We start from the raw sequence: 23,947 nt of genomic DNA on the forward strand, positions 1-23,947 counted from the left end.
ACGACTCAGCGCGCTGGGCGCTGTGGCACCACCGAACGCCCGAACGCATCGCCCATGCGTTGCCGCGTGCCCTCCAGGTTGTACTGCAGCAACTGGTTGCCGGGCTTGCGCAGCAAGCGTTCGGCTTCGGGAAGGTCGGGGCGGGCGGCCGTGCCTGCTGCCGGCGCCAGCTTGCGTTGCAGGCAGTCCCAGGCGGGGATGCGCTCGCCGTTGACCTGTACTTCGATGCATGGCGCTGCATCTGCCTGTTTGGCAGCCTGCTCAGCCCGCGCCCAGGGCGCAGCCAGAGCCAGAACCAACGCCACACAGAGGGCAGGGCGGTTTGGTGTAGCCAGGGTGGCGTGCATCTTGAATCTCCCGAGGCAGCAGGCGCTTTGCAATGAAGACGTGTGCCAGGCGAAGTGTCCGCCTGCGCCTGTTTCAGCATCGTCAACAGATGACAGCGCTGTCACAAAACTGTTGGCGGTTTTGACGCGGCCTGCACGTCCTGTTGGTAGACCCACGCGCCGCTCCCTGGCCATTCCCTTCGATACGACGCGATGCCTTCGATGACTCCCGTTCCGTGCCGTGCCGTTCGCCTTCCGCTGCGCCTGCATCCTTTGCTGCTGGCCCTGTCGTCGTTGCCATTTCCAGCGCTCGCGCAGGACGCCGCACCAGCGTCCACGGTGAACATCAACGAGTACATCGTGCGCGGCAACACCGTGCTTGATGCGCGCCAGATCGAACGTGCAGTCGAACCGTTCCTCGGCCCCGGCAGGACGCTGGCCGATGTCGAGAAGGCACGCGATGCAGTCAACGCGCTGTACCAGCAGGGCGGCTACCAATCGGTCTATGTGGAGCTGCCCGAGCAGCAGGTCAACGCAGGCGTGGTGCTGCTGAAGGTGCAGCAGACGCCCATTGGCCAGCTGCGCGTGGTCGGTGCCCGCCATGACTCACCCGAGCGCATCCGCGAACGGGTACCGGCATTGGCTGAAGGGCGCGTGCCCGACTTCGACCAGGCACAGAAGGAACTGACGGCGCTGAACGAAGGGGGCCGCCGCCAGGTGCTGCCGCTGGTACGCGAAGGCCAGGTGCCCGGCACCATGGATGTGGACCTGCAGGTAGAAGAAAAGTCACCTTGGCGTGCCAGTGCAGCGCTCAACAACGACCACAGCGCCGATACCGAGAAGCTGCGCCTGAGTGCATCGCTGGCCCACGACAACCTGTGGCGGCGAGGACACAGCGCGAGCATCGGCGTGTTCATCGCGCCGGAAGACACCGACCAGGCAAAGGTGTTCTCCGCGTCCTACACGGTCCCCTTCGAGGGCACGCCGTGGAGCCTGGAAGCATCGGGCTACAAGTCCGACAGCCGCGTACTCAATGCCGGCGGGCAAGGCGGCGCGGGCACGGGCACCGGCACCAACGTGATCGGCAACGGTCATTCGATCGGTCTCAAGCTCAACTACCGCCTGCCGGGCAGCAGCGCTTGGTGGCGCCAGCTCAGCCTCGGCGTGGACTTCAAGGACACCGAAGAAGACACGCAGATGGGCAAGGACAGCCTGAAAACGCCGTTGAAGTACGCGCCGGTCACCCTGGCCTTCGTCGGCGTGCGCCAGGGCGAGAACGATCAGCTGAGCATCAACACGCAGCTGGTGGCGGGAACCCGGCGTCTATTCGGTTACGGCAGCAACGCCACTGATTTCGGTCAGAAGCGCTACTGGGCCGATCCGAGTTTCGTGGCGTTCAAGGCCGATGTCTCCAACACGCACACCTTCGGCAACGACTGGCAGTGGTATGCGCGTGGCTCGCTGCAGGCGACCGACGCGCCGCTGGTCTCGGCCGAACAGTTCGCCGCCGGCGGCATGTACACCGTGCGTGGCTACCTGTCGGCCGAAGCAATCGGCGACTACGGTGGCCTGGTCAACCTGGAATGGCGCACCCCGGCGTGGTCGCTGTGGAGCGGTACCGACCTGCGGCTGTACAGCTTCGCCGACGCGGCCTACCTGCGCCTGCGTCAGCCGCTGCCGGAACAGCGCGACAAATACAACCTGGCGTCGGTCGGGCTGGGCGCGCAGCTGCGCCTGGGCGAACACCTGCAGCTGCGCCTGGACTACGCCTGGCCATACGCCGATGGCCCGGTTACGCGCAAGGACGACCCGCGGCTGCATTTCAACATCAGCACCAGCTACTGACCCTTCCCTTGAGATGCGTTCTCCGGAGACCTTTTGCATGGACCGTCTGCTTTCCCGAATGTTGCTGCTGTTGGCTGCGCTGATCGCGCTGCCCGCCGCCGCGGCCGATGCCAACTGGTGGCAGGCCGAATGGAAGTACCGCAAGCCGATCACCGTCGACGCAGGCCCACAGGGCGCGGGGTTGACCGGCAACCCCGGGCGTACGCCGCTGCTGCTGCGCCTGCATACCGGCAACTTCGGCTTTGATGGCACCCAGGAGGGTGGCAACGACCTGCGTTTCGTTTCTGCCGACGGTCGCACCGTGCTGGCCCATCAGATCGAGCAGTTCGACCCGAACCTGGGCCTGGCCCTGGTCTGGGTGGACGTTCCGGTACTGACTGCCAGCGCGCCGCAGACGATCTGGATGTACTACGGCAACGCGAAGGCGCCGGCCAGCGGCAATGGCCAGCAGGTGTTCGATCCGGACTACACGCTGGTCTACCACTTTGCCGAAGCCAACGCGCCGGCGCGTGATACCACGGCCTACGGCAACACGGCCGGTGCGGTAGTGCCTGCGGCGGAAAGTACGGTGATCGGGCGTGGCGCGCAGCTGGGCGCCAGCCCGCTGGCGCTGCCGGGCAGCGCGTCGCTGGCACAGGAAGCGGGTGCGCCGCTTACCGTTTCTGCCTGGATCAAACCGGGCGCGCTGACCACCGCGCAGGCGATCTATGCGCGCCGCGACGGCAGCGCCGAGCTGGTGGTGGGTATCGACAACCGGGTGCCGTTCGTGCAGCTCAACGGTCAACGCAGCACGCCGGCGCAGCCGATTCCGGAAGGGCAGTGGGCGCATGTTGCGGTTACCGCCGAGAAGGGCTCGCTGCAGCTGTATCTGAACGGTCGCGTGGTGGCCCAGCTCAGTCGTGAGCTGCCGGCACTGACCACCGCAGCGGTGGTGGGTGCCGATGCGCCGGGCGCGGCGCAACCGCTGGCCAACTTCGATGGCGCGCTGGATGAACTGCGCATCTCACGCGTAGCACGCCCGGCGGCGCTCCTGCTGGCCGATGCCACCGCGCAGGGCGCCGATTCGCGCTTGATCAGCTACGGCGCCGACGAGCAGTCGGCCGGGCAGAGCCACTTCGCCTTCATCCTCAAGGCGATGCCGTTCGATGCCTGGGTGGTGGTCGCCATCCTCGGCCTGATGATGCTGTTGTCCTGGGCGATCATGATCGCCAAGAGCCGTCATTTCGGCCGCACCAGCAAGGCCAATGCGGTGTTCACCGAGAGCTTCAGCAAGCTCTCCGGCGTGCCGCTGCGCACGTTGTCCGAGATGGACCGGCAGGGCAAGGTACCGACGGCGATGCACGACGGCTCGCTGTGGCGCATCTACCAGGTGGCCATCGATGAGATGCAGCAGCGTCATCAGCGCGATGGCAACTCCGGCTACCTGAGCGCGGCCACCATCGCCGCCATCCGCGCGTCGATGGATGCGGTGATGGTGCGCGAACAGGAGGCGATGGCGAGGCGCATGAACTGGCTGTCGACCACCATCGAGGGCGCACCGTATGTCGGTCTGTTCGGCACCGTGATCGGCATCATGCTGGTGTTCGTGGTGGCGGCGATGGCCGGTGCGGTGGACATCAACTCGGTGGCCCCGGGCATGGCGGCAGCGCTGCTGTGTACCGCCGCCGGCCTGGGCGTCGCGATTCCTGCGCTGTTCGGCTACAACTGGCTGGGCGCACGCGCCGAAGCGATCGGCGCCGACATGGCGGTGTTCATCGACGAGTTCGCCGCCCGCCTGGCCGAAGAGCAGGACGGGCGCGGCCCGGCCGCGGTCCAGGGCTGAGGGGCCTGCCATGGCCTACAAGGCGAAGTTTGGCGTCAAAAAGCGCGAGAAGGGCATCAACGTGACGCCCTTCGTCGACGTGCTGCTGGTGGTGCTGGTGATCTTCATCCTGACCAGCAACGCCTCCATTCCCGGCATCGAGGTCAATCTACCGAAGGCCAGCAACAGCACGGCACTGGAGAAGCCCAAGACCAAGGCGATCACCATCGACCCCAGCGGCCAGGTGTTCCTGGATGCGTACCCGGTGACGATGGCCGAGCTGGAGGACCGCCTGCGTACCGAACGGGCAACCTCGCCGGATTTCCCGGTGATCGTGCGCGGTGATGCGCAGGTGCAGTACGCGCGCGTGGTCGAGGTGCTGGATCTGCTGCGCCGGCTGGAGCTGGCCCAGGTCGGCCTGGTCACCGGCAAGGCGCAGGGCTGAGGCATGGCCGGTCATCGACCACCCCTGCAGGAGCCCGGTACGCGCGGACGCCAGTTGCTGGTGACGATCGCGCTGGTGCTGGCGGCGCTGCTGGTACTGGGTGTTGCCGTGTGGTGGCTGCTGTTCAAGGACACCGCCAGCACCCGCCGGCCGGTGGTGCAACCGCCGATGCTGGCGTTGCCACCACCGCCGCCGCCTCCACCACCACCGGAAAAGCCGCCTGAGCCGGAGACGCCACCGGAAGAGACCGTGCCCGAGCCGGAGCCGCTGGAGCAGCCAACGCCGGCCGAAGAACCGACGCCGACGCCGGACAATGCCGACCCGGTGACCATGGACGCCGATGCGCAGGCCGGCGGTGACAACTTCGGCATCCAGTCGGGCAGCGGCGGTGGCTCGTCCGGCGTTGGCCGTGGCGGTGCCGGCAACGCCAGCTATGGCCGCTACCTGGGCTATCTGATGCAGCAGGCGATTTCGCGCGATGCGCGGGTCAAGCGCCTGGCGTTCCAGCTGCAGGTCAATGTCTGGCTGGCGCCCGATGGCCGGCTGGAGAAGGTCGAGCTGGTGCGTGGCAGCGGCAACGAAGAGGCCGACGTGGCCGTGCTTGAAGCACTGCGACAGATCGGCAAGGTCGACCAGATGCCACCGGCGTCGCTGGATTTCCCCGCGCGCGTGCTGATCCAAGGGCGCCGTCCCGGCGCGTGACCGATGAATTCCGTGATTTCCCTTCTTTCGATGAGAACCGTGATGAACGACCACGACCGCGCTCGAACCGCATCCCGCCGCCCACGGCCGGCCCGACGGGCGCTGCTGTGCTGCGCCGTACTGCTCAGCCTGACCGTTCCGGCCAGTGCGATGGCGGCCGAAACCACCATGGTCAAGTTGATCAAGGGATTGATCGCCAGTGGCGCGCTCAAGCCCGAAGACGGCCAGGCCCTGCTGGTGCAGGCCGAAGCAGAAGCGGCGGCTGCGCAACGCGGCACCGCCGGCAGCACAGGCAGCAGCGGCGGGGTGGCGCTGGAGGCCGGTGATGTGCGCGTGCCGTACGTGCCGCAGAGCGTGCGCGATGGAATCCGTGATGAGGTACGCCAGGACGTGATGGCGCAGGCCAAAGCCGAGGGCTGGGCCGCGCCGAACGAGGTGGCCGAGTGGACCAAGCGCATCAAGGTCAGCGGTGACATGCGTGTGCGCAGCGAATCGCGCTTCTACTCCGAGCGCAACAGCGACATCGAGACCAACTGGGCCTCGGTGAACGCCGGCAACGGCTTCGATACCAACAACAACACCAACCTGCAGCTGCCGCCGCTGCTCAACACCCGCCAGGACCGCCGCAACCTGTGGCGCATCCGCGCACGGCTGGGCATCGAAGCGATGATCGGCCAGCACACCACCGCAGGCGTGCGCCTTGCCAGCGGCAGCAGCAACGGGCCGGTGTCCACCACCGAACAGCTTGGCGGTGGCCTGGGCAAGAAGGACGTGTGGCTGGATCAGGCATGGCTGGCCTACAGCCCGTCCGACTGGGTGACGGTGCGCGGCGGACGCTTCGGCAATCCGTTCTGGACCAGCGACACCCTGTTCTCCAACGATCTGAACTTCGACGGCCTGGCGGCCAATCTCAGGTACGACCTCGCCGAGGACGTCGGCCTGTTCGGCAACCTGGCGGTGGTGCCGTTGGAGTACACCTCCGACAGCGCGCCCAGCCAGAGCCGGGTGAAGACGCCCAACGAGAACAAGTGGCTGTCCGGTGCGCAGGTGGGGGTGAACTGGCGCTTCAACGATGACAACAGCCTGCGCGCGGCACTGGGCTACTACGATTTCAAGAACATCAGCGGTCGTCTGTCGTCCCCGTGCGCGCTGTATGCCGGCGCGGTCGGTTGCGATACCGACTGGTCGCGGCCGGCATTCATGCAGAAGGGCAACACCCTGATGCTGATCCGCGACATCGCCCGCAACCCGCTGGATCCGGCCAACACGCCCACGCCGCAGTACGTGGGCCTGGCTTCTGCCTTCCGCCTGGCGACCTTCAACCTGCGCTGGGATACACAGCTTGCGCAGGACATCGGCATGCGCCTGGATGCGGACTACATCCGCAATCTGGCCTATGACAAGCAGGCCATGTTCGCGCGGGCCAACAACGGCATCGTCAACAACTACGGTGCCGGTGGCAGTGCCAGCATCGACACCTTCCGCAGCGGCGACACCGCCTGGATGCTGCAAGCCACCTTCGGCGCCACCGAGCTGAAGGAGAAGGGCCAGTGGCAGGCCCTGCTGGGCTACAAGCGGATCGAGGCCGATGCACTGCCCGATGCCTACAACGATCCGAACTTCCACCTGGGCGGCACCAATGCGCGCGGCTACTACGTGGGCGGCGCCTATGCGCTGGACGCGCGCAGCTGGATCAGCGGCAAGTGGATGGCGGCCAAGGAAGTGTCGGGCCCGCCGTTGTCGATCGATGTGTTCCAGCTGGAGTTCAATACCGGTTTCTGATCGGACAGCGTGACCACAGTCACGACACGTGTGGCGGGGGCGCGGCAATGCGCCCGTCTAGGAAAGGAGACCACGCGTTGCACAAAGGAGGAGTGGATGAGTCGTCGCAAACTGTTCGAGAGTTCCGAGCCCGCCGCGCAGGCACTGGGCATTGGGCCGGCCTATGTCTCGGTGGAGGGGTTGCGCCAGCACCTGGCCGAATTCCTGCTGTATGCAGGGCGGCCGGTCGTCATCATGCGCGGGCGCAGCGAGGTTGGCTATTTCCTGCCGGCACGCTGCTGGCGCCAGCGCGAGGATGATCCGCTGGCTGCCGCCGCGGCCGATCAGCTGCTCGATGCCGCCGGCTTCCAGATCGAAGACATCCAGCAGGTCGAACAGGAGTTCAACGCCATGCGCCAGCGCACCGTGCTGCATTCAAGGCGTTGAGGGGCCAGTAGATCCACGCCATGCGTGGATGCGCTTATGCTGCCGCCCCGCGCTCGCTGGTGATCCGTGCACCCTCGCGCATCACCAGCGTCACCGGGGTCTTCTCCACCACCTCCAGCAGGCGCTGCCACTGCGCATCACTCAGCTCGGCGGTGGCATGCAGCACGCGGTGCACATGGAAGCGTCCATCCGCATCACGTTCGGAACGCAGCTCGGCGTGGAACTCGCCCAGCTCCCAGCCCTTGCGCTGGGCGTACATGCGCAGGGTGATGGCGGTACACGCGGCCAGCGAGGCCAGGTACAGGTCGAACGGGGCGAAGCCCTTGCCCTGGCCGCCGAGTGAAGCGGGTTCATCGGCCGCGACATCGAAGTGGCCGTTGCTGATGTGGTGCAGGTAGTTGTCGGCGGTCGAAACAATGCGTGCGTAGGCCATGGGAATCCCCGGTTGTAGGGCCGAGCCATGCTCGGTTGCAGGAAAAGGCGGCGCCAGCCGGAGCCGGAGCCGCCAAGGAATCACTCGCTACGATCGTACGAGAACTGGATGCCGGCCGTGCCACCGGTTTCGATGAAGAGATTCATGAAGGCCGGCACGGTCTCCGCCCGCATCCAGTCGCGCTGCAGTTCGCAGAACAGCTGCGTCACGCTGATCAACTGGCCGCCAGCCTGTTCGATGCGGCGCAGCGCGGCATCATGCGCGGCCAGCGACGTGCCGCCCACCGCATCGACCACCACGTAGACCTCATAGCCTTCCTTCAGTGCATCCAGCGCGGGGAAGGTCAGACAGGCTTCGGTCCACAGCGCGGTCATGATCAGTTTCCTGCGGCCGGTGGCCTCCACCGCCTTGCGGAACTCGACATCTTCCCAGGAGTTGATGGTGGTGCGGTCGTAGGTCGGGTAGTCGCCCAGCACCTTGCGCAGCTGCGCGATCGGCGGCTTGTTCAGGCCGGTCTGCACGTTCACGGTCGAATGCACGATCGGCAGGCCGTAGGCGACCGCCGCCTTGGCACTGCCGACGATGTTGTTGACCAGCAGCTGGCGGTCCATCGAGGCAATGGAGTTCACCTGTACCGGCTGGTAGTCGATGATGATGAAGGCGGAATTCTGCGGGGTCAGCAGGTGGTCGCTGACGGGGTCGCGGATCGGTTCACTGGCCATGGGGGGTGTCCTGGTCGGGGTTGGCTTGCGGTGGAGCCGGCGGCGTGCCGGCAGGCGGAAATCGCCGTGGATGCAGCGGGCTCAGCTACGCTGGGAATCCAGCTGCTCATGGTTCTTCTGCACGTCCTGCGCTTTCTGGTAGCTCTCGATCAGCAGCTGGTAGTTGGGGAAGATCTGCGTGTAGACCTCTGCCCACTGCTGGGCGTCCTCGCGGTTCCAGGTGCGCTGGATTTCCGAGGCGACCGCAGCGGTGTCCATCGGCACCACACCGGCCTGCACCACGCGCGCCAGGGTGATTTCCTCGGCCATCTTCGAATAGGTGCCGGAGGCGTCGACCACCGCGAACACCTGGTAGCCGTCGGCGACGGCGGCAATCGAGGGGAAGGCCATGCAGACGCTGGTGATGGTGCCGGCGATGATCAGCTGCCTGCGGCCGGTGGCCTTCACCGCGGCGACGAACTCGGCGTTGTCCCACGCGTTGATCTCGCCGCGGCGCGCCACGTACTGCGCATGTGGTGCGGCGTCATGGATCTCCGGGATCAGCGGGCCGTTCGGCCCCTGCGGCACCGACGCGGTGGTGATCACCGGCATCTTCGCCAACGTGGCCATCTTCGCCAGGGCGGTGGCGTGCGCGCGTACCGAAGTGAACGGCATGTCGCCGATGGTCTGGAACAGGCCACTCTGGTGGTCGATCAGCAGCATCGCGGCGTTGTCCGGGTCGATCACCGGGCGGGCGCCGTTGAAGTTGGCGGGGGTACTCATGGTCAGTCTCCTGGGGAGGGGCGAAGGCCAGGAAAGCGGCGGGCGGTTGCCCGCCGCAATGCAGTGGATCAGTGCGCGATCTGGCCGAAGCGGCCGCCGTTGAAATCGTTGACGGCCTGGCTGATCTCGGCCTGGGTGTTCATCACGAACGGGCCATAGCCCACCACCGGCTCGTCGATCGGTTCGCCGCTGAGCAGCAGCACGGTGGCGTCGCTGTCGGCGTCGATGAACACGTCTTCGCCGCTGCGGTCGAAGGTCACCAGCTGTGCTTCGCCGACTGCCTGGCCACCGTTGATCCGCACCGTGCCCTTCAGCACCACCAGCGCCAGGGTGCGGCCGTCGGCCACCGGCAGCTCGGCGTGCTGGCCCTGCAGCAGGCGGATGTCCCACACGTCCATCGGGGTATGCGTGCGGGCCGGGCCGGCATGGCCATCGAATGTCCCTGCGATGACGCGTACGCGGCCGGCACCGTCGGGCAAGGCCACTGAAGGAATCTGCGCATCGAGCAGGGTCTGGTAGCCCGGTGCGCCCATCTTGTCCTTGGCGGGCAGGTTCACCCACAGCTGCACCATGTCCAGGGTGCCGCCGCGCTTGCTGAATTCCGGCGTGTGGAATTCCTCATGGAGGATGCCGGAGGCAGCGGTCATCCACTGCACGTCACCCGGGCCGATGGTGCCGCCGGCACCAGTCGAGTCGCGATGGGCCACTTCGCCTTCGTAGACGATGGTGACCGTCTCGAAGCCGCGATGCGGATGCTGGCCGACCCCGCGCGGGGTCTCGCTGGGCGGGAAACTGTACGGCCCGGCGTAGTCCAGCAGCAGGAACGGGCTCAGGTGCTGGCCGTGGGTGTTGTAGGAGAACATCGAGCGGGCGGGGAAGCCGTCGCCCACCCAGTGCGGGCGGGGGGCGCTGTAGGTACCGGTGACACGCTTCATGGCGATCTCCTGACCGGAGCAACCGGTCGCTGTTTTTCGTTGCGGAGACGATATCGGCGTGACAATGGTCCCGGTAGTCTGCAGAATTTGCCGTCATAGTCCTATTTCGTGAACGATGCAGGCCCAGTAGGGGCCGCAGGAGATCGTCCCGTGTTCATCGCCGACATCCGCCGCTGCGATCTGAACGACCTGTTCTACTTCGCCATGGTGGTCGAGCATGGCGGCTTCTCGCAGGCAGGGCGCGCACTGGCCATGCCCAAGTCCAAGCTCAGCCGCCGCATCGCCCTGCTGGAGGAACGGCTGGGTGTCCGCCTGATCCAACGTTCCACCCGCCGCTTCTCGGTCACCGAGATCGGCCAGGACTACTACCGCCACTGCAAGGCGATGCTGGTGGAGGCCGAAGCGGCCGAGGAGGCCATCGCCCTGTCACGCGCAGAGCCACGCGGCACCCTGCGGCTGGCCTGTCCGATCGCACTGCTGCACGCGCGCATTGGTGCCATGCTGGCTGACTTCCTGGCCCTGCATCCGCAGGTGACCCTGCAGCTGGATGCCACCAACCGGCGCGTGGACGTGGTGGGCGAGGGCGTGGATGTGGCCATCCGCGTGCGCCCGCCACCGTTGGAGGACAGCGATCTGGTGGTGCGCGTGCTGGCCCGCCGCATCTGGTGCACCGCTGCCAGCCCGGCCTTGCTCAAGCGCATGGGTACGCCGAAAGTGCCGGCTGATCTGGCGATGATGCCAACCGTGGACCTGGCATCGCCCGCCCAGGTGCATGCCTGGGAGTACGCCGGGCCGGAGCAGGTGCAGGCCAGCGTGCACCACCGCCCGCGGCTGGTCAGCGATGACATGATCGCCCTGCGCAGTGCGGCGGTGGCCGGTGTCGGCGTGCTGATGCTGCCGCGGATGATGATCACCGACGAACTGGCCAGCGGCGCGCTGGTGCCGATCCTGCCGCAGTGGCAGCCCAGGCACGGCATCGTGCATGCGGTGTTCCCGTCGCGGCGCGGCCTGCTGCCGGCGGTGCGCGCGTTGATCGACTATCTGGCCTCGCGTTTCGAGGCGCTGGAAGAGCCGTAGATCCAGGCCGTGCGTGCAGCGTGGCGGATGACCGGGGGTGCAGGATCGGCGGTTGCCGCCTACACTCCCGGTCCGGACCGTCGCCATCACGCCCATCATTCCCCGGTCCGGCCTTGGCACTTATGTCTCCCAATGCCCTGGCGCTGATCGAGCTGTTGATCCGCGAGCGCCGTGCGTTGTCCCGCTTCATTGCCCGCTACCTCGATCCGGCCAGTACCGAGGACACCCTGCAGAACCTTTATCTGAAGGCCAGCAGCGTGCCCGGCGACCCGCCGATCCTGGAACCGCGTGGCTATCTGTACCGCATGGCCTACCACCACGCGCTCAACCGCAGCCAGGCCGACGCGCGCGAACGGCGGGCGATGGCGGAGTACGCCAGCGACCTGGCAGATGCCAGCACTGATGGCCAGGCGCAGGCGCTGGACCAGGCCCAGCTGCGCGAGATCAGCCAGACCATCCTGGCGCTGCCGCCGCAGGTGCGCGAGTGCTTCGTGCTCAACCGCTACCTGGGGTTGAGCGAACGCGAGATCGCCGAGCGCCTGGGTATTTCCAAGAGCGTGGTGGGCAAGTACGTGCTGCGCGCGGCCCTGCTCATCCAGCAGCACCAGCGGGGAAGCCGGGCATGACCGGCATGTGCTGTGGGCAGATGCCGCTCGCCGTTGTCTCAACTGTAAGGCGCACCCGTTGGTGGTGCCGCGGGCCACAATCATGACTACGTCCATACCCTCGCCGCGTCAGGCCAGGCAGGCGTTGCGCTGGGTGATACGGTGCAATGCGGGCCGGTTGCCGGAGCGCCAGCAACGCGCCCTGCAACGCTGGCTGCAGGCCGATCCCCGGCATGCCGATGCCTGGCGCCAGCAACAGGCCTTCTGGCAGGGCCTGGATGCCGCCGGCCCGGATGTTCTGGCTGCGCTTCCGGAGCTGACAGCCGAACCCGCTCTGCGGCCTCTGCAGCCGCGGCGTCGACTGCCTTGGCTGCTGGCCAGTGCGGCGGTGCTGCTGCTTTCGGTGACGGTGGCGCCGCACGCATGGCTGCTCGTCCACAGCGATGTGCGCAGCGACAACGCGCCGCGCACGGTGCAGCTGCAGGATGGCAGCACTGCCATATTGGATGCAGGCAGTGCGCTGGCGCTTGATTTCAGCGCCGGCCAGCGCCGCCTGCAGCTGCTGCGTGGCAGGGCCTGGTTCCAGGTGGCGCACGAAGCACGACCGTTCCGGGTGGAGGCCGGCGGTGGCGAGATCCGTGACATCGGCACGGCCTTCAGCGTTGCACTGCAGGATGCCGTGGTGACCACCGAGGTCAGCCAGGGCGAAGTGGAGATCAGGCCGGGTCATGTCGCCGCGCAGCGGATGCAGGCCGGGCAGGCACGCGCGTTCCGCGATGGCCGCTGGCTGCAGCCGCTCCAGCTGGCCGATGTGGAGGCCATCGCACCGTGGCGACGCGGCGAGGTCGTCATTGATGATCTGCCTGCGCAACAGGCGATCGAGCGCCTTGCCCGCTATCGGCGTGCGCCGGTCTGGGTTCTGCGCGGCCAGGGCGCGCAGGTGGCGGTGAGCGGGTTGTTTCACCTGCAGCAGCCGGATGCAGCCATCGCCGCGGTGGCCCAGCAGGCCGGTCTGCGCAGCCAGCGCTTGCCTGGCGGCGCGTTGTTGGTGTGGTGATGCCACGGGAGTAGCGGGTGGGTTCATCCACGCATGGCGTGGATCTACTGGGGCGCATGGTAGATCCACGCCATGCGTGGATGATCTGACGATCAACAAAAAACCGTGGGCAGTTCCGGCTCCACGTTGTCTCTAATGGTATAGCCAGAGCGAAACCGCGTTTCTTCTCAAGCCAACCGAACCGCGTGCACCCGACGTGCGCACGGTCCCGCCACCTTGAGGAGTCACCGTTCATGCCGTTCCCGGCATCCGCCCGTCATCGCCGCGCCACCGTCCTCGCCCTGGCCATCGCCACGGCACTGGTTCCCTTCGCTTGGGCGCCGACCGCCCGCGCCCAGGCCGCTACTGCGTCCGTGCGCGCGTATGCCATTCCCGAACAAGCCTTGGCCGACGCAGTGCGCAGCTTCGGTCGCCAGTCGCAGGTGCAGGTGGTGTTCCGCAGCGATCTGGTGGAAGGGCGGCGCTCGCGCGCAGTGCAGGGCCAATACAGCCCCACCGAGGCACTGGACCAGTTGCTGCAGGGCAGTGGCCTGCGCGCGCAGCAGGAGCCGGGCGGCACCTGGACCCTGCAGGCCGCCGCCGATGACGGCGGGGTGGTGGTCACCGACACGCTGAAGGTGGGCGGACGCCTGCAGGCCGACGGCGGCGAAACACGTGATCGTTGGGGATACGACGACGTGTTCGCGCTCGACCTGAGCACGGCCTATTCCGGTCGCGACCGGGTGGAGCGCTATCGCGGCGCCAACCCGGCCGATGTGGTCAAGGACCTGGTCGGTGTGTTCAGCGGCGATGCCCGCAACAGCGGCGCGCTGGACCTCAACATCCGCGGCATCCAGGGGCCGGGACGGGTGCCGGTCAGCATCGACGGCGGCGAGCAGGCGCTGACCGTCTGGCGGGGCTACAACGGCGTCAGTAACCGCAACTACATCGATCCCAACCTGATTGGTGGCATCCAGGTCATCAAGGGGCCAGCGTTGGTGCGCGATGTACACAGCGGTATCGGCGGAGCGATGGTCATCAAGACCCTCGACGTCGACGACATCGTGCCGGCCGGCGAGCGCTTCGGCGGGGAGCTGAAGATCGAAGGCAGCAGCAATGCGGTCTCGCCGCGCCTGCCACGGCTGCACACCGGCGAGGACTACCGCACGGTGGAGGGGTTCCCGCAGTCGTCGCCGGCCTCGCCCTATGCTGACCGCACCCTGGTGGTGCCAGTGAAATCGCGCAGTGGTGACAACCCGTTCGATGGCGATGACCAGGCCTGGCGCCTGGCGCTGGGCTGGCGCGGTGAGCGGGTGAACGTGATGGCGGCCTACGCGTGGCGCAAGCGCGGCAACTATTTCTCCGGCAGCAAGGGCGGTGCGTACTACGACCAGGACCCGCGCGAGCAGTACGAATACCAGGGCATCGACTACATCACTACGCTGGCGCGCTACTTCAAGCCGGGTGATGAAGTCCCCAATACGTCCAGCGAACAGGAGTCGTGGCTGCTGAAGGCCACCTGGCAGATCACCGACGACCAGCAGCTCAAGGCCACCTGGCGGCACACGCTTTCGCACTATGGCGAGATCATGCCCTCGCGCATCCTGTCCGCACCGGATTACGGGCGCATCCAGTGGCCGCTCAGCCGGGTCGATTCCGATGCCTGGAACCTGGAATACCGCTGGCAGCCGGCCGGCAGTCGTTGGCTCGACCTGCGCGCCAACCTGTGGCGAACGGAAACCAACAGCGATACCTACACCGCCGGTGGCTTCCCCAACTTCGCCTCGGGCAACCCCGATTGGGATCCCAGCCGCAGCCCGATCCTGCGCAACACCGCGCTGGCCAATGCCCGTAACGACCGTACCGGCCTGACCCTGAGCAACCGCTTCGGCCTGCATTCCACGCTTGACCTGACCGTAGGTGGCAACTGGCAGTACGAAACGCTGCGTTCGGGCGATCCGTACTTCGGCGTTACCGACGGCTGGCGCATGTACCCGCGCGCCGGCCGGCGCCAGGAAGGCGAAGGCTACCTGAGCCTGGAATGGCGGCCGGTCGAGTTCCTTACCCTCAACGCCGGTGTGCGCTACAGCCGCTACTGGGCGTTCGACGATTTCCTGCAGGCGCATCCGGAGCTGCTGACCCGCAGTGTCGGCAGCAAGGAGGCGCGATACCGGGTCAATGAGCTGCCGCCTCGCCCTGCGAGCCTGCAGGGAGAGATCGATGCGATCGAATCGGAGCGTGAGTTCTGGGAAAGCATCGGCATGGGCTCGCTGGTCGACGACCTGCTGAAGAACCTGCTGAGCAAGTACGAAACGCCGGTGCCGGTGGAGCACAGCATCGCCTGGGCAGCGGATGCCGATGGCAATTACACGCGAGCCAGCAACCCCTGCCTCAACGGCCAGGTGGCCGCCATCCCCGGGCTGCTGCCGATGGTGCTCGGTACCGACCAGACCTGCCGGGTGCAGAACGCCGTGCAGGGGCAGGCGGTGCAGGCGCACAACAGCCGCCGCCGCGACCATGCCTGGCTGCCCACGTTCTCGGCCACCGTGCATTTCTCACCTACTGCGCGCCTGTATGCCCGCTACACCGAGGCCAAGCGCTTCCCCAGCATGTTCGAAAGCACCATCGCGTTTTCCAGCAGCCTCAATCCGCTGTATCCGCTCAAGCCCGAACACGCTTACAACTACGAGCTGGGTTATGTGCACAACCTCTCTGCGCTGTTCGGCGGCACCGCCGATGCGGACGTAAAGCTCAGCTACTACGTGCAGAAAACCCGCGATGTGATCGAGCGCGATGCGTATTTCCTGTTCGACAACATCGACAAGCAGACCCTGCGCGGCATTGAGCTGCAGGCGCGCTTCGACAACCGACGTTTCTTCAGCGACCTGGGCATCGCCCGCACCCTTGAAAACGAAGTGTGCGACGAAAGCACCGCAGTACAGCTGGATGCCAACCGCGGCCTGGTGCCCAACTGCGTGCAGGACGGTTTCGTCGGTGGCTATCTGCTGACCCAGGCCGTGCCGAAGCTGTCGGTGAACCTGTCGCTGGGCACCCGCCTGTTCGACGAGCGGCTGGAACTGGGCAGCCGCATCGTGCACTACCGGCGTCACCACAACCCGGACCTGCAGGCTTACCGCGACCGCTTGCTGGCCGGCGGCAGCAGCCTGCTGTGGCAGAACGTGCCGTTCACCTGGGGAAACATCACCACGGTGGATGCCTATGCGCGCTGGCGCTTCAACGACCACGCCAGCGTCGAACTGGTCGGCAGCAATCTCGGCAACCGCTATTACGTCGACCCGGCCACGCGCTCCACGCTGCCGGCGCCCGGTCGCACCCTCAAGCTCGCAGTCACCGCGCGCTTCTGACGCCTCACCGATTCAAGCGTTGTACCTGTAGTTCCCTCAATCCAAGGAGTTTTTCCATGAAAATGTTCTCCCGCTCCCTGCTCACCGTGGCCGCCAGCCTGGCCCTGGCCGGTGCCGCCCACGCTGCCGATATCGTCGGCGCCGCCAGCGCCGTCACCGATCCGCAGTTGAACGTCAACGTCGGCGAATCGCAGGTCAATGGTGGCCCGCACGTCGCTGGCAAGGCCGGCATCGGCGTCGGCACCGTGTCCGGTGGCACCCGCGTGGACTTCCAGGGCCTGAGCGCCTATTCGGCACCCACCACCGTCAATGGCACCACCGTGCGCACCCTGGCCATGCCGATCACCGGCACCCCGGGCAACCACGCCGGCATGGGTCACTTCAACTTCGTCAAGGTGGGCAGCGGCGATGTCTGGTTTGGTGAATGGTCCAAGGATGGCGCCGCCGGTGGCTTCAACAACCGCCAGGTCTATTTCGCTGGTGACCGTGCGGGCACCACGTTGCCGGCAGGCGTGGCCACCTACAGCGTGGCGGGCCTGAACAAGTTCAACGGCAGCAACCTGCTGACCGGTGCGTTCCGCGCCGACTTCGGTGCCGGCACCCTGCGTGGCCAGATCGCCGGTGGCGGCCTGACCGTGGGCGTCAACGCTGCCATCAACAGCGCCAATGCGTCCTTCGCAGGCACGGCCGTGGCCAACGGCTCGGTGTCGGGCAGCACCCAGGGCCAGTTCTTCGGTGCCAACGCCGCCACCCTGGCCGGCATCGCCACATTCGCCGGCAACAGCCAGTACGACACCGCCTTCGGCGGCAGCAAGAACTGATCGCCACGCCCCTGACGGGGCAGGGCAGGGACAAGCCGCGATCCGCCAGTCCCTGCTTCGGCCCGCGATAGTGCTTCAACCGGATCGAACATGCGCCACCTTCTCTTTCTTGTCGTCCTGCTGCTGGCATGGCCGCTCAACGTTGCCCACGCCCAGCAGGAAGACCTGCGCCGTGTGCTCGAACAGGGCAGCGAGCTGCGTCATCAGCAGCAGGACCAGCAGCGCCTGCGCCAGGCCGAACACGAGCGACCGACCATCACCCTCGACGGCCAGCAGTACCGCGTGGAGCGCACTGTCGACGACCTCGGCCAGGCGCTCTATCTCGCGCTGCAGCACCAGCAATGGCAGGCCGCGGCCGCCTTCCTTGCCGAGTACATCGAACTGCCTGGCCACGATCCGCTGCTGCGCCACTACGCGCAGGGTGCGCTGGCGCGCGTGGGTGGCCAGCACGGCAAGGCCGCGGCCGAATACGAGGCCGTGCTCGCCGCGCAGCCGGACTTCCTGCCGGCGCGGCTGGAACTGGCGCGTGTGTATGCAGAGGACCAGCGCGACCGCGATACCATCACCCTGTTCGAGGCGATCGCAGCCGGCATCGATGGCGGCGACCCTGCAACGGCGGGCGTGCGTACGCGGGTGGACGGCTACCTGCAGGCCCTGCATGCACGCCAGCGCTGGAAGGGTGGCATCGCCGCCGGCCCCGCCTGGAGCGACAACGTCAACCGCAGTTCGGCCAGCCGCACCTGCCTGTTTGGTGACGGCACCACCTGCTTCATCGAACGCCGGTTGCCCGATGCACAGGCAGCGTTCGGCCTGGACTACGACGCCAGCCTGGAACGGCGCCTGCCGTTGGCCGGCCACCATGGGCTGTACCTGCGCGGGCTGGCGTTCGGCCAGGCGTGGCGTGGGCACAGCGACTACAACGAGCTCAATGCCAGCGCGCAGGCCGGCTACAGCTGGCGCAGCGCACGGCATACCTTGCTGCTGGCGCCCAGCTACGACTACCAGGGACTCGGCAACCACGCGCTGCAGGGCGGTGCCGGCATGCATGGCGAATGGCAGTTCGCCGCAGATGCGCGCAGCCTGCTGAAGCTGGAAGCCGACTGGAAACGCCAGCGCTATCGACAGCAGGGCTTGGCCAGCAACTACGACGGTGAACTGGCGGCGATCTATGCCACCTGGTTCCGCGCGCTCAACCCGCGCTGGACGGTGTTTGCCGGGGTCGACCTGAGTGACAGCAGCGCCGCCGATCCCGCCAATGGCTACCGGCAACGCGGCCTGCGCCTGGGCGCAGCGCGCCAGTGGAGAGGCACCACGGCCACGGTGTTCGTGTCGCTGCGAGAGCGTGACTACGATGCCTGGAGCCCGCTGCTGGAAGCGCGTCGGCAGGACAGCGAGCAGAACCTGATCGCCATCGTGCGCAGCGAGCGCCTGGCCGTGGCCGGGCTGGTGCCCAGCCTGAGCCTGCGTTACGCACGCATCGACAGCAACGTGGACTGGCTGTACAGCCACGACCGCAGTCTGCTGAGCGTGAAATGGGAGCGGGCGTTCTGAGCCGTTGGGGGGGCAGGAGGGGTGGGGCAGTCCATTAATCCCCAATTTGGCCAAATTGGGTATAGTGGCCGCATATCCTTCCGCTGGAGCCGTGCCATGACCCTCCCGCTCGACCTGCCCGGCCTCGACAAGGCCCCGGCATCCTCGGTCAAGACCCGTGGCTGGCCCAGCCTGATGCGTACCGTGCGCGAGAAGCAGGCGCTGGTCATCACCAACCACAATCACCCCGAGGCGGTGATCGTGGACATCAAGACCTACCAGGAGCTGTTGGCCAGGGCCAGCGGCAGCGACAGCGAGGAGCGCAGCGACGTGCTGTCGCGCCTGCGCAGCGAGTTCGACCAGGCGCTGGCCGGGCTGCAGCAGGGTGAGGGGCTGGGCAAGGTGATGGGCAAGCCGATCCGCCGCGGCCACAAGGTCGCGCTCGGCCGTCCGCTCTGAATCATGGGGCGGATCCTGGCGTTGGCCGGCGTCAACGGCGCCGGCAAGAGTTCGCTGCTCGGCACCTGGCTGGAGGCCGACGGCCTGGGCTGGTACAACCCGGACAGCTTCACCCGGCGCCTGGTGGAGGCGGGCTGGCCGTTGGCCGACGCCAACGCCGAAGCGTGGCAGGAGGGCGCACGACGACTGCGCCAGGCGATCGCCGACGGCAGTGACTTCGCCTTTGAAACCACCCTGGGCGGCAACACCATTCCGCGCCTGTTGCGCGAGGCCTGCAGCCAGCATGACGTGGCGATCTGGTTCTGCGGGTTGGCCACCGTCGAACTGCATGTTGCCCGCGTGGCAGCCCGCGTTGCCGCCGGTGGCCATGATATCCCGCAGGACAAGATCCGCGCGCGCTTCGATTCCGCACGCGAGAACCTGTTGGCATTGATGCCGCACCTGGCCGAACTGCACGTGTATGACAACAGCGCGCCGGCCGATCGCTACGGACGTGTTGCCCCCTTGCCGGTGCTGGCGCTGGATCGCCAGGGCCTGCAGTATCCGGTGTCGGTGGTGGAACTGCTGCACACCCCGGACTGGGCCAAGCCCATCGTCATGCGCGCGATGGAACTGCATGCCGACAGTACGCCGCTTGCCGGCCCGCCTGTGCGATGATCCGAGCCCGCAGATTCATTGATCGAGGAACACGGATGTACGAGCGGAAGCACTGGCAGGCCACTGGCCTGCGCGCGCTGGTAGCGGCCATGGCATTGACGGTGGCGGCGCCGCTGTTGGCACAGGATGCAACGCCGGCCGACGCCAAGGCCGAGGCGCCGAACGAGCCGATGAGCTACGACAAGGCACGCCGCACCGCCGAGGCATCGCTGCGCCTGCACCCGGGCACCGACAGCCAGTACGACTACCGCCCGCTGTGGGCCGGCAATGCCGACCTCGATGGCGACGGCCGCCCGGAGATCATCTATCTCTACACCGCGACCCAGACCGGCAGCGCGATGCAGCTCAACGAGCTGGTGGTGATGACCCCGCTGGCCGAAGGCGATGCACGAGGCCAGGCCACGTCACCCGGCAAATCCGCCTATGACGATGAAACCTACGCGTTGATCCGCGCCTCGGGCTACGCCGATGACGCTGTTGTGCACATTCCCGGCGAAATGGAAACGATCACCATGGACGGTGACCGCATCCGCGTGACCTTCAACAGCACCCGTAGTTCGAAGCTGTGCGTGCGTGGCAAGGTTGCCTGCCCACCGGAAGGTCAGCATGCCTCGGTGTATCGCTGGAGCCCGGGCAAGTTGACCCGCGCCGACTAGTCCGCATCAACGGCAGCGCCAGGCCATGCCAGGTGTATGCACGCAACGAATCACCAAGGAGAACGCCATGCACGGACCTGCATTTTTTCATCCCGTCCTGCTGCCTTCCGCATTGGCGCTTTGCGCGCTGGTGGGCGGTGGCCCGGCATCTGCGGCATCGCAGGCATCGCCACCGAGCCTGGTACAGGCGTTCCACGCAGCCGAAGCTTCGCTGCGGCGTATCCCAGGCGATGACATCGAGAGTGATTTCCGTCCCGTGTGGACCGCCGTTGCCGATCTGGACGGTGATGGCCGCGCAGAGGTCATCTACCTCTACACATCGACCTATACCGGCGGCTCGTTCGCGCAGAGCAATGTGGTAGCGGTGATGACCGCGTTGAGCAGGAACGACCCGCGTGGCCAGGAGAACCCGAAGAGTCTGTCGCCGGTGGAGGCAGAGGATTTCGCCGCCATCCGCGCTTCAGGCTACGGCGATGACGCGGGTGAGCAGATTCCTGGTGCGGTGCACTCCATCAGGATCGAAGGTGACCACATCATCGTCGCGTTCAAGGTCGCTGCCGGTGCACGCACGTGCGATGTCGTGGATTACAAGCATGTCTGCCCGCCAGATGGCGACTATGTCTGGCCCCTGCGCTGGACCCCGGGCAAGCTGACCCGCGTCGACTAGCGCTGGGCACCCGGCAGCGCCAGGCAATGCCTGGCGCCACCCCGGCCAGTCAGGCCGGGGTCACCTGTTCCGGTTCGGCCACGTCCGGCAACGGCGGCAGGGCGCGGTCCACCGTGACCGGTGCATCGCTCTTCAACAGCGCAGCCGCCTCCTTGTCGCAGCCCACGGCCGGCGGCGAACCGCGCAACGGCAGGCCGGCGGTTTCCTTCACGAAGATCATCGTGATCAGGCCGATCACCGCTGCGCCCATCAGGTAGTAGGCCGGCACCAGCGGATCGCCCGTGTGTTCCACCAGCCAGGCGGTCACCAGCGGCGTGGTGCCACCGAACAACGACACCGACACGTTGAACGCAATGGACAGCGCGCTGTAGCGCACCGGCGTATAGAACAGTGCCGGCAGCGTGGATGGCATCGAACTGGTGAAGCACACCAGCGCCAGGCCCAGCAGCATCAGGCCGAGAAAGATCAGCCAGTCGTTGCCGCTGCCCACCAGCAGCAGGCTCGGCACCGCCAGCACCAGCAGCGCGATGCAGGCGCCGATGATCATCGGGCGCCGGCCCAGCTTGTCGCTGAAAAGGCCACCCACGATGTTCAACGGCATCATCACCAGCATCACGATGATGATCAGCAGCAGGCCCTTGCTCTCCGCATATCCCATGGTCACGCTCAGGTAGCTGGGCATGTAGGTCAGCAGCATGTAGTCGGTCACGTTGAACACCAGCACCAGGCCCATGCAGACGATCAGCTGGCGCCCGTGCACGCGGAACAGGTCGACCAGGCCGGGGCGCTCATGGTCGCGCTTCTCGGCCTCTTCGGCGAACGCGCGGAACGCTGGCGTTTCCTCCAGCCGCATGCGCATGTACAGGCCCAGCAGGCCGAGTGGGCCAGCCACCAGGAACGGAATGCGCCAGCCCCAGTCCAGCATCTGCTCGCTGCTCAACAGCATGTGCAGTGCGGTCACCGTACCGGCACCGGCGATATAGCCGCCCAGCGTGCCGAACTCCAGCCAGCTGCCCATCAGGCCGCGGTTGCGGTCGGTGGAGTACTCGGCGATGAAGGTCGCCGCACCGCCGTACTCGCCGCCGGTGGAAAAGCCCTGCACCACGCGCGCGAGCAGCAACAGCACCGGCGCCCAGATGCCGATGCGTTCATAGGAGGGAATCAGGCCGATGGCGAACGTGCCCAGTGCCATCATGATCATGGTGAAGGCCAGTACCTTCTGGCGCCCGTAGCGGTCGCCCAGGGGGCCGAAGACCATGCCGCCCAGCGGGCGTACCAGGAAGGCCACAGTGAACGTGGCGAACGCGGCGATCACCTGTGCGGTGGGGTTGCTGGACGGGAAGAACACCTGGCCGATGGTGACGGCAAGATAGCCATAGACACCGAAGTCGAACCATTCCATCGCATTGCCCAGTGCAGCGGCGCCGACGGCGCGCTTGAGCATGGGTTTGTCGACAACGGTGATCTCGTCGACCTTCAGATGGCGGCGGCGTTTGAACCAGCCGAAATGGGCATGGGCATCGGAGTTGTCCTGCATGGGGACTCCCTTGGAAGAATGGAAATGGCGTTGGAATGGGCGGTACGAATGTCCCGGAATTCGGAAACGGCGATGCTGGCGCAGCAGGCGCAGGGGCATCGGATGGAAGACCCGGAAGGGGGCGAAAGGCGTGTGCGATGAAACGCCGCGCACGCAACATGCATTGCCCGCTGCCAGAACGCAGAGCGACATGCTGGACGAACGGATGGGTCCGATTACGTGTCAGCGCACGCGCGGGTGGGGCAGGCGCAGGGAACAGGCGGGGCAGGGCCCGCAGGCGTCATCCGCCGGGATCCAGCGCGAGGCGATGGAAAGGCGAGGGAGAGGCAATGATGGAAAGCGAAGCGCCGGTCGGCAGTGCTTCCCGCAGGCCAGCAACAGATGCTGACGTGCAGTGGGTCGTGTCGATCATGCGTTCATGATAACGGTTACAGTGTGAGCGTGCCGAGAATCGCGTCAGTACGAACGCAGCGTTCCATGTTGCCTGTTCATGCACATGACCCACGCACATCGAATGAACATGTTGTGCTCGCTTCGCTCACGCCATGGCTTTTACGGTGGTCACGAACCAACGCAAGGAGTAACGCATGACCCGTCGCATTCCCGAAGGCACCTTGGTTATCGTCGCCGACGGTGGCTCGGCCCGCGTGTTCACCAACGTCGGCAACGAGCACAAGCTCACCCTGAAACAGGAAGGCGAGCTGCGCCTGCAGGACATCAGCGAACAGGGTGTGTCCGGTCAGGGGCCATCCGGTGCGGTGCCCAAGGACATGTCGATCTCGCAGCTCAACGAGGCGACCTTCGCCAAGCAGGTGGCCGAGCAGCTCAATGAAGACGCGCTCAACAACCGTTATGCGCATCTGGTGCTGATTGCCGATCCCACCACGTTGGGCCGCATCCGTCCGTTGCTGCATAAGGAGACGCAGGCGCGCTTGCTGGCCGACATCGCCAAGGATCTTACCAACGCGCCGCTGGAAGACATCCAGCGCACGCTGCAGGCGTAACCGACATGCCGTTCACGCCTGACCATGTGGCAGCCGAGCCCGCCCGCGCGAAGGTGGATGCGCAGGCCGGTTGGCTGTTGCTGGAGTTCGGCGCACCGTGGTGCGGCCATTGCCAGGCTGCACAACCGGCACTGCAGGCCTTCGTCGAGGCACAGGATCTGCCGCACTGGAAGGTCGAAGACGGCAAGGGCAAGCCGCTGGGCCGCTCGTTCCAGGTGAAGCTGTGGCCCACCGTGATCCTGTTGCGTGATGGCATGGAAGTGGCGCGTGTGGTGCGGCCGGTGGATGCGGCAGATCTTGCAACGCTTCAGAGCGCGCTGCCGGATTGACAGCCTCCCGTAGCGCCGAGCCCAC

Annotated in this window: 24 protein-coding genes; 18 read left to right on the top strand and 6 right to left on the bottom strand. The window is 66.6% G+C overall.

Annotated features, from left to right (window positions below; translation table 11 throughout):
- Positions 1–5: 5 nt before the first annotated feature.
- Entirely contained in the window at positions 6–347 is a 342-nt protein-coding gene (locus AC07UW_RS08070; protein WP_495211935.1) for a hypothetical protein, read from the bottom strand.
- 201 nt (positions 348–548) lie between these two features.
- On the opposite strand from AC07UW_RS08070, the gene AC07UW_RS08075 reads away from it, so the two are divergent.
- From AC07UW_RS08075 to AC07UW_RS08100, 6 genes are all read left to right on the top strand, one after another.
- Positions 549–2,171 (top strand): ShlB/FhaC/HecB family hemolysin secretion/activation protein, encoded by a 1,623-nt coding sequence (locus AC07UW_RS08075; protein WP_313248218.1) that lies wholly within the window; start codon positions 549–551, stop codon positions 2,169–2,171.
- A 37-nt stretch (positions 2,172–2,208) separates the two neighbouring features.
- Positions 2,209–3,993 carry a DUF2341 domain-containing protein gene (locus tag AC07UW_RS08080; protein ID WP_495211801.1) on the top strand — a complete coding sequence of 595 codons (1,785 nt, stop codon included), beginning with the start codon at positions 2,209–2,211 and terminating at the stop codon, positions 3,991–3,993.
- A 10-nt stretch (positions 3,994–4,003) separates the two neighbouring features.
- Entirely contained in the window at positions 4,004–4,417 is a 414-nt protein-coding gene (locus tag AC07UW_RS08085) for an ExbD/TolR family protein (RefSeq protein WP_230110066.1), read from the top strand.
- Between the two features lie 3 nt (positions 4,418–4,420).
- Positions 4,421–5,119: a cell envelope integrity protein TolA gene (tolA, locus tag AC07UW_RS08090; protein WP_312308927.1), complete on the top strand. Its 699-nt coding sequence runs from the start codon at positions 4,421–4,423 to the stop codon at positions 5,117–5,119.
- 42 nt (positions 5,120–5,161) lie between these two features.
- A complete protein-coding gene (locus AC07UW_RS08095; protein ID WP_495211802.1) occupies positions 5,162–6,901 on the top strand; it encodes a putative porin in 1,740 nt (579 codons plus the stop codon).
- A gap of 96 nt (positions 6,902–6,997) precedes the next feature.
- Positions 6,998–7,327, top strand: coding sequence for a hypothetical protein (locus AC07UW_RS08100; RefSeq protein WP_093818477.1), 330 nt, complete (start codon positions 6,998–7,000; stop codon positions 7,325–7,327).
- A gap of 34 nt (positions 7,328–7,361) precedes the next feature.
- Here the strand turns inward: AC07UW_RS08100 and AC07UW_RS08105 are convergent, their stop codons facing one another.
- From AC07UW_RS08105 to AC07UW_RS08120, 4 genes are all read right to left on the bottom strand, one after another.
- Positions 7,362–7,760 (bottom strand): OsmC family protein, encoded by a 399-nt coding sequence (locus AC07UW_RS08105; RefSeq protein ID WP_025874386.1) that lies wholly within the window; start codon positions 7,758–7,760, stop codon positions 7,362–7,364.
- 80 nt (positions 7,761–7,840) lie between these two features.
- A complete protein-coding gene (locus tag AC07UW_RS08110; RefSeq protein ID WP_336028847.1) occupies positions 7,841–8,482 on the bottom strand; it encodes a hydrolase in 642 nt (213 codons plus the stop codon).
- An 81-nt stretch (positions 8,483–8,563) separates the two neighbouring features.
- Complete coding sequence (locus AC07UW_RS08115) at positions 8,564–9,244, bottom strand: hydrolase (protein WP_313248232.1); 681 nt, start codon at positions 9,242–9,244, stop codon at positions 8,564–8,566.
- A 68-nt stretch (positions 9,245–9,312) separates the two neighbouring features.
- Entirely contained in the window at positions 9,313–10,179 is an 867-nt protein-coding gene (locus AC07UW_RS08120; RefSeq protein ID WP_134832649.1) for a pirin family protein, read from the bottom strand.
- A 150-nt stretch (positions 10,180–10,329) separates the two neighbouring features.
- Here AC07UW_RS08120 and AC07UW_RS08125 point away from each other — a divergent pair, with 150 nt between their 5' ends.
- The 10 genes from AC07UW_RS08125 to AC07UW_RS08170 all read left to right on the top strand — a co-directional run bounded on the left by AC07UW_RS08125 (position 10,330) and on the right by AC07UW_RS08170 (position 21,052).
- Positions 10,330–11,256 (top strand): LysR family transcriptional regulator, encoded by a 927-nt coding sequence (locus AC07UW_RS08125; RefSeq protein WP_313248237.1) that lies wholly within the window; start codon positions 10,330–10,332, stop codon positions 11,254–11,256.
- 122 nt (positions 11,257–11,378) lie between these two features.
- Positions 11,379–11,882, top strand: coding sequence for an RNA polymerase sigma factor (locus tag AC07UW_RS08130; protein WP_099784331.1), 504 nt, complete (start codon positions 11,379–11,381; stop codon positions 11,880–11,882).
- A gap of 82 nt (positions 11,883–11,964) precedes the next feature.
- Positions 11,965–12,918: a FecR family protein gene (locus tag AC07UW_RS08135; protein ID WP_336028839.1), complete on the top strand. Its 954-nt coding sequence runs from the start codon at positions 11,965–11,967 to the stop codon at positions 12,916–12,918.
- 233 nt (positions 12,919–13,151) lie between these two features.
- On the top strand, positions 13,152–16,262 hold the full coding sequence (locus tag AC07UW_RS08140) for a TonB-dependent receptor (RefSeq protein ID WP_495211803.1): 3,111 nt from the start codon (positions 13,152–13,154) through the stop codon (positions 16,260–16,262).
- Between the two features lie 56 nt (positions 16,263–16,318).
- On the top strand, positions 16,319–17,083 hold the full coding sequence (locus tag AC07UW_RS08145; RefSeq protein WP_025874394.1) for a Slam-dependent surface lipoprotein: 765 nt from the start codon (positions 16,319–16,321) through the stop codon (positions 17,081–17,083).
- A 90-nt stretch (positions 17,084–17,173) separates the two neighbouring features.
- Positions 17,174–18,634 (top strand): surface lipoprotein assembly modifier, encoded by a 1,461-nt coding sequence (locus tag AC07UW_RS08150; RefSeq protein WP_495211804.1) that lies wholly within the window; start codon positions 17,174–17,176, stop codon positions 18,632–18,634.
- 96 nt (positions 18,635–18,730) lie between these two features.
- Positions 18,731–19,072 (top strand): type II toxin-antitoxin system prevent-host-death family antitoxin, encoded by a 342-nt coding sequence (locus AC07UW_RS08155; protein WP_025874396.1) that lies wholly within the window; start codon positions 18,731–18,733, stop codon positions 19,070–19,072.
- A 3-nt stretch (positions 19,073–19,075) separates the two neighbouring features.
- On the top strand, positions 19,076–19,729 hold the full coding sequence (locus tag AC07UW_RS08160; RefSeq protein ID WP_099842614.1) for an ATPase: 654 nt from the start codon (positions 19,076–19,078) through the stop codon (positions 19,727–19,729).
- A 35-nt stretch (positions 19,730–19,764) separates the two neighbouring features.
- Positions 19,765–20,385, top strand: a complete 621-nt coding sequence (locus tag AC07UW_RS08165) for a hypothetical protein (protein WP_495211805.1) — start codon at positions 19,765–19,767, stop codon at positions 20,383–20,385.
- Positions 20,386–20,452: 67 nt separating this feature from the next.
- A complete protein-coding gene (locus tag AC07UW_RS08170; protein ID WP_495211806.1) occupies positions 20,453–21,052 on the top strand; it encodes a hypothetical protein in 600 nt (199 codons plus the stop codon).
- Positions 21,053–21,101: 49 nt separating this feature from the next.
- Here AC07UW_RS08170 and proP read toward each other — a convergent pair whose 3' ends face one another.
- Positions 21,102–22,589, bottom strand: a complete 1,488-nt coding sequence (gene proP, locus AC07UW_RS08175) for a glycine betaine/L-proline transporter ProP (protein ID WP_495211807.1) — start codon at positions 22,587–22,589, stop codon at positions 21,102–21,104.
- 587 nt (positions 22,590–23,176) lie between these two features.
- Between proP and AC07UW_RS08180 the strand changes: the two genes are divergently transcribed.
- Positions 23,177–23,593: a baeRF12 domain-containing protein gene (locus AC07UW_RS08180; RefSeq protein ID WP_025874400.1), complete on the top strand. Its 417-nt coding sequence runs from the start codon at positions 23,177–23,179 to the stop codon at positions 23,591–23,593.
- Positions 23,594–23,598: 5 nt separating this feature from the next.
- Complete coding sequence (locus AC07UW_RS08185; RefSeq protein WP_495211808.1) at positions 23,599–23,922, top strand: thioredoxin family protein; 324 nt, start codon at positions 23,599–23,601, stop codon at positions 23,920–23,922.
- Positions 23,923–23,947: the final 25 nt, after the last annotated feature.

The organism is Stenotrophomonas sp. GW821-FHT02D01 (assembly GCF_059421765.1).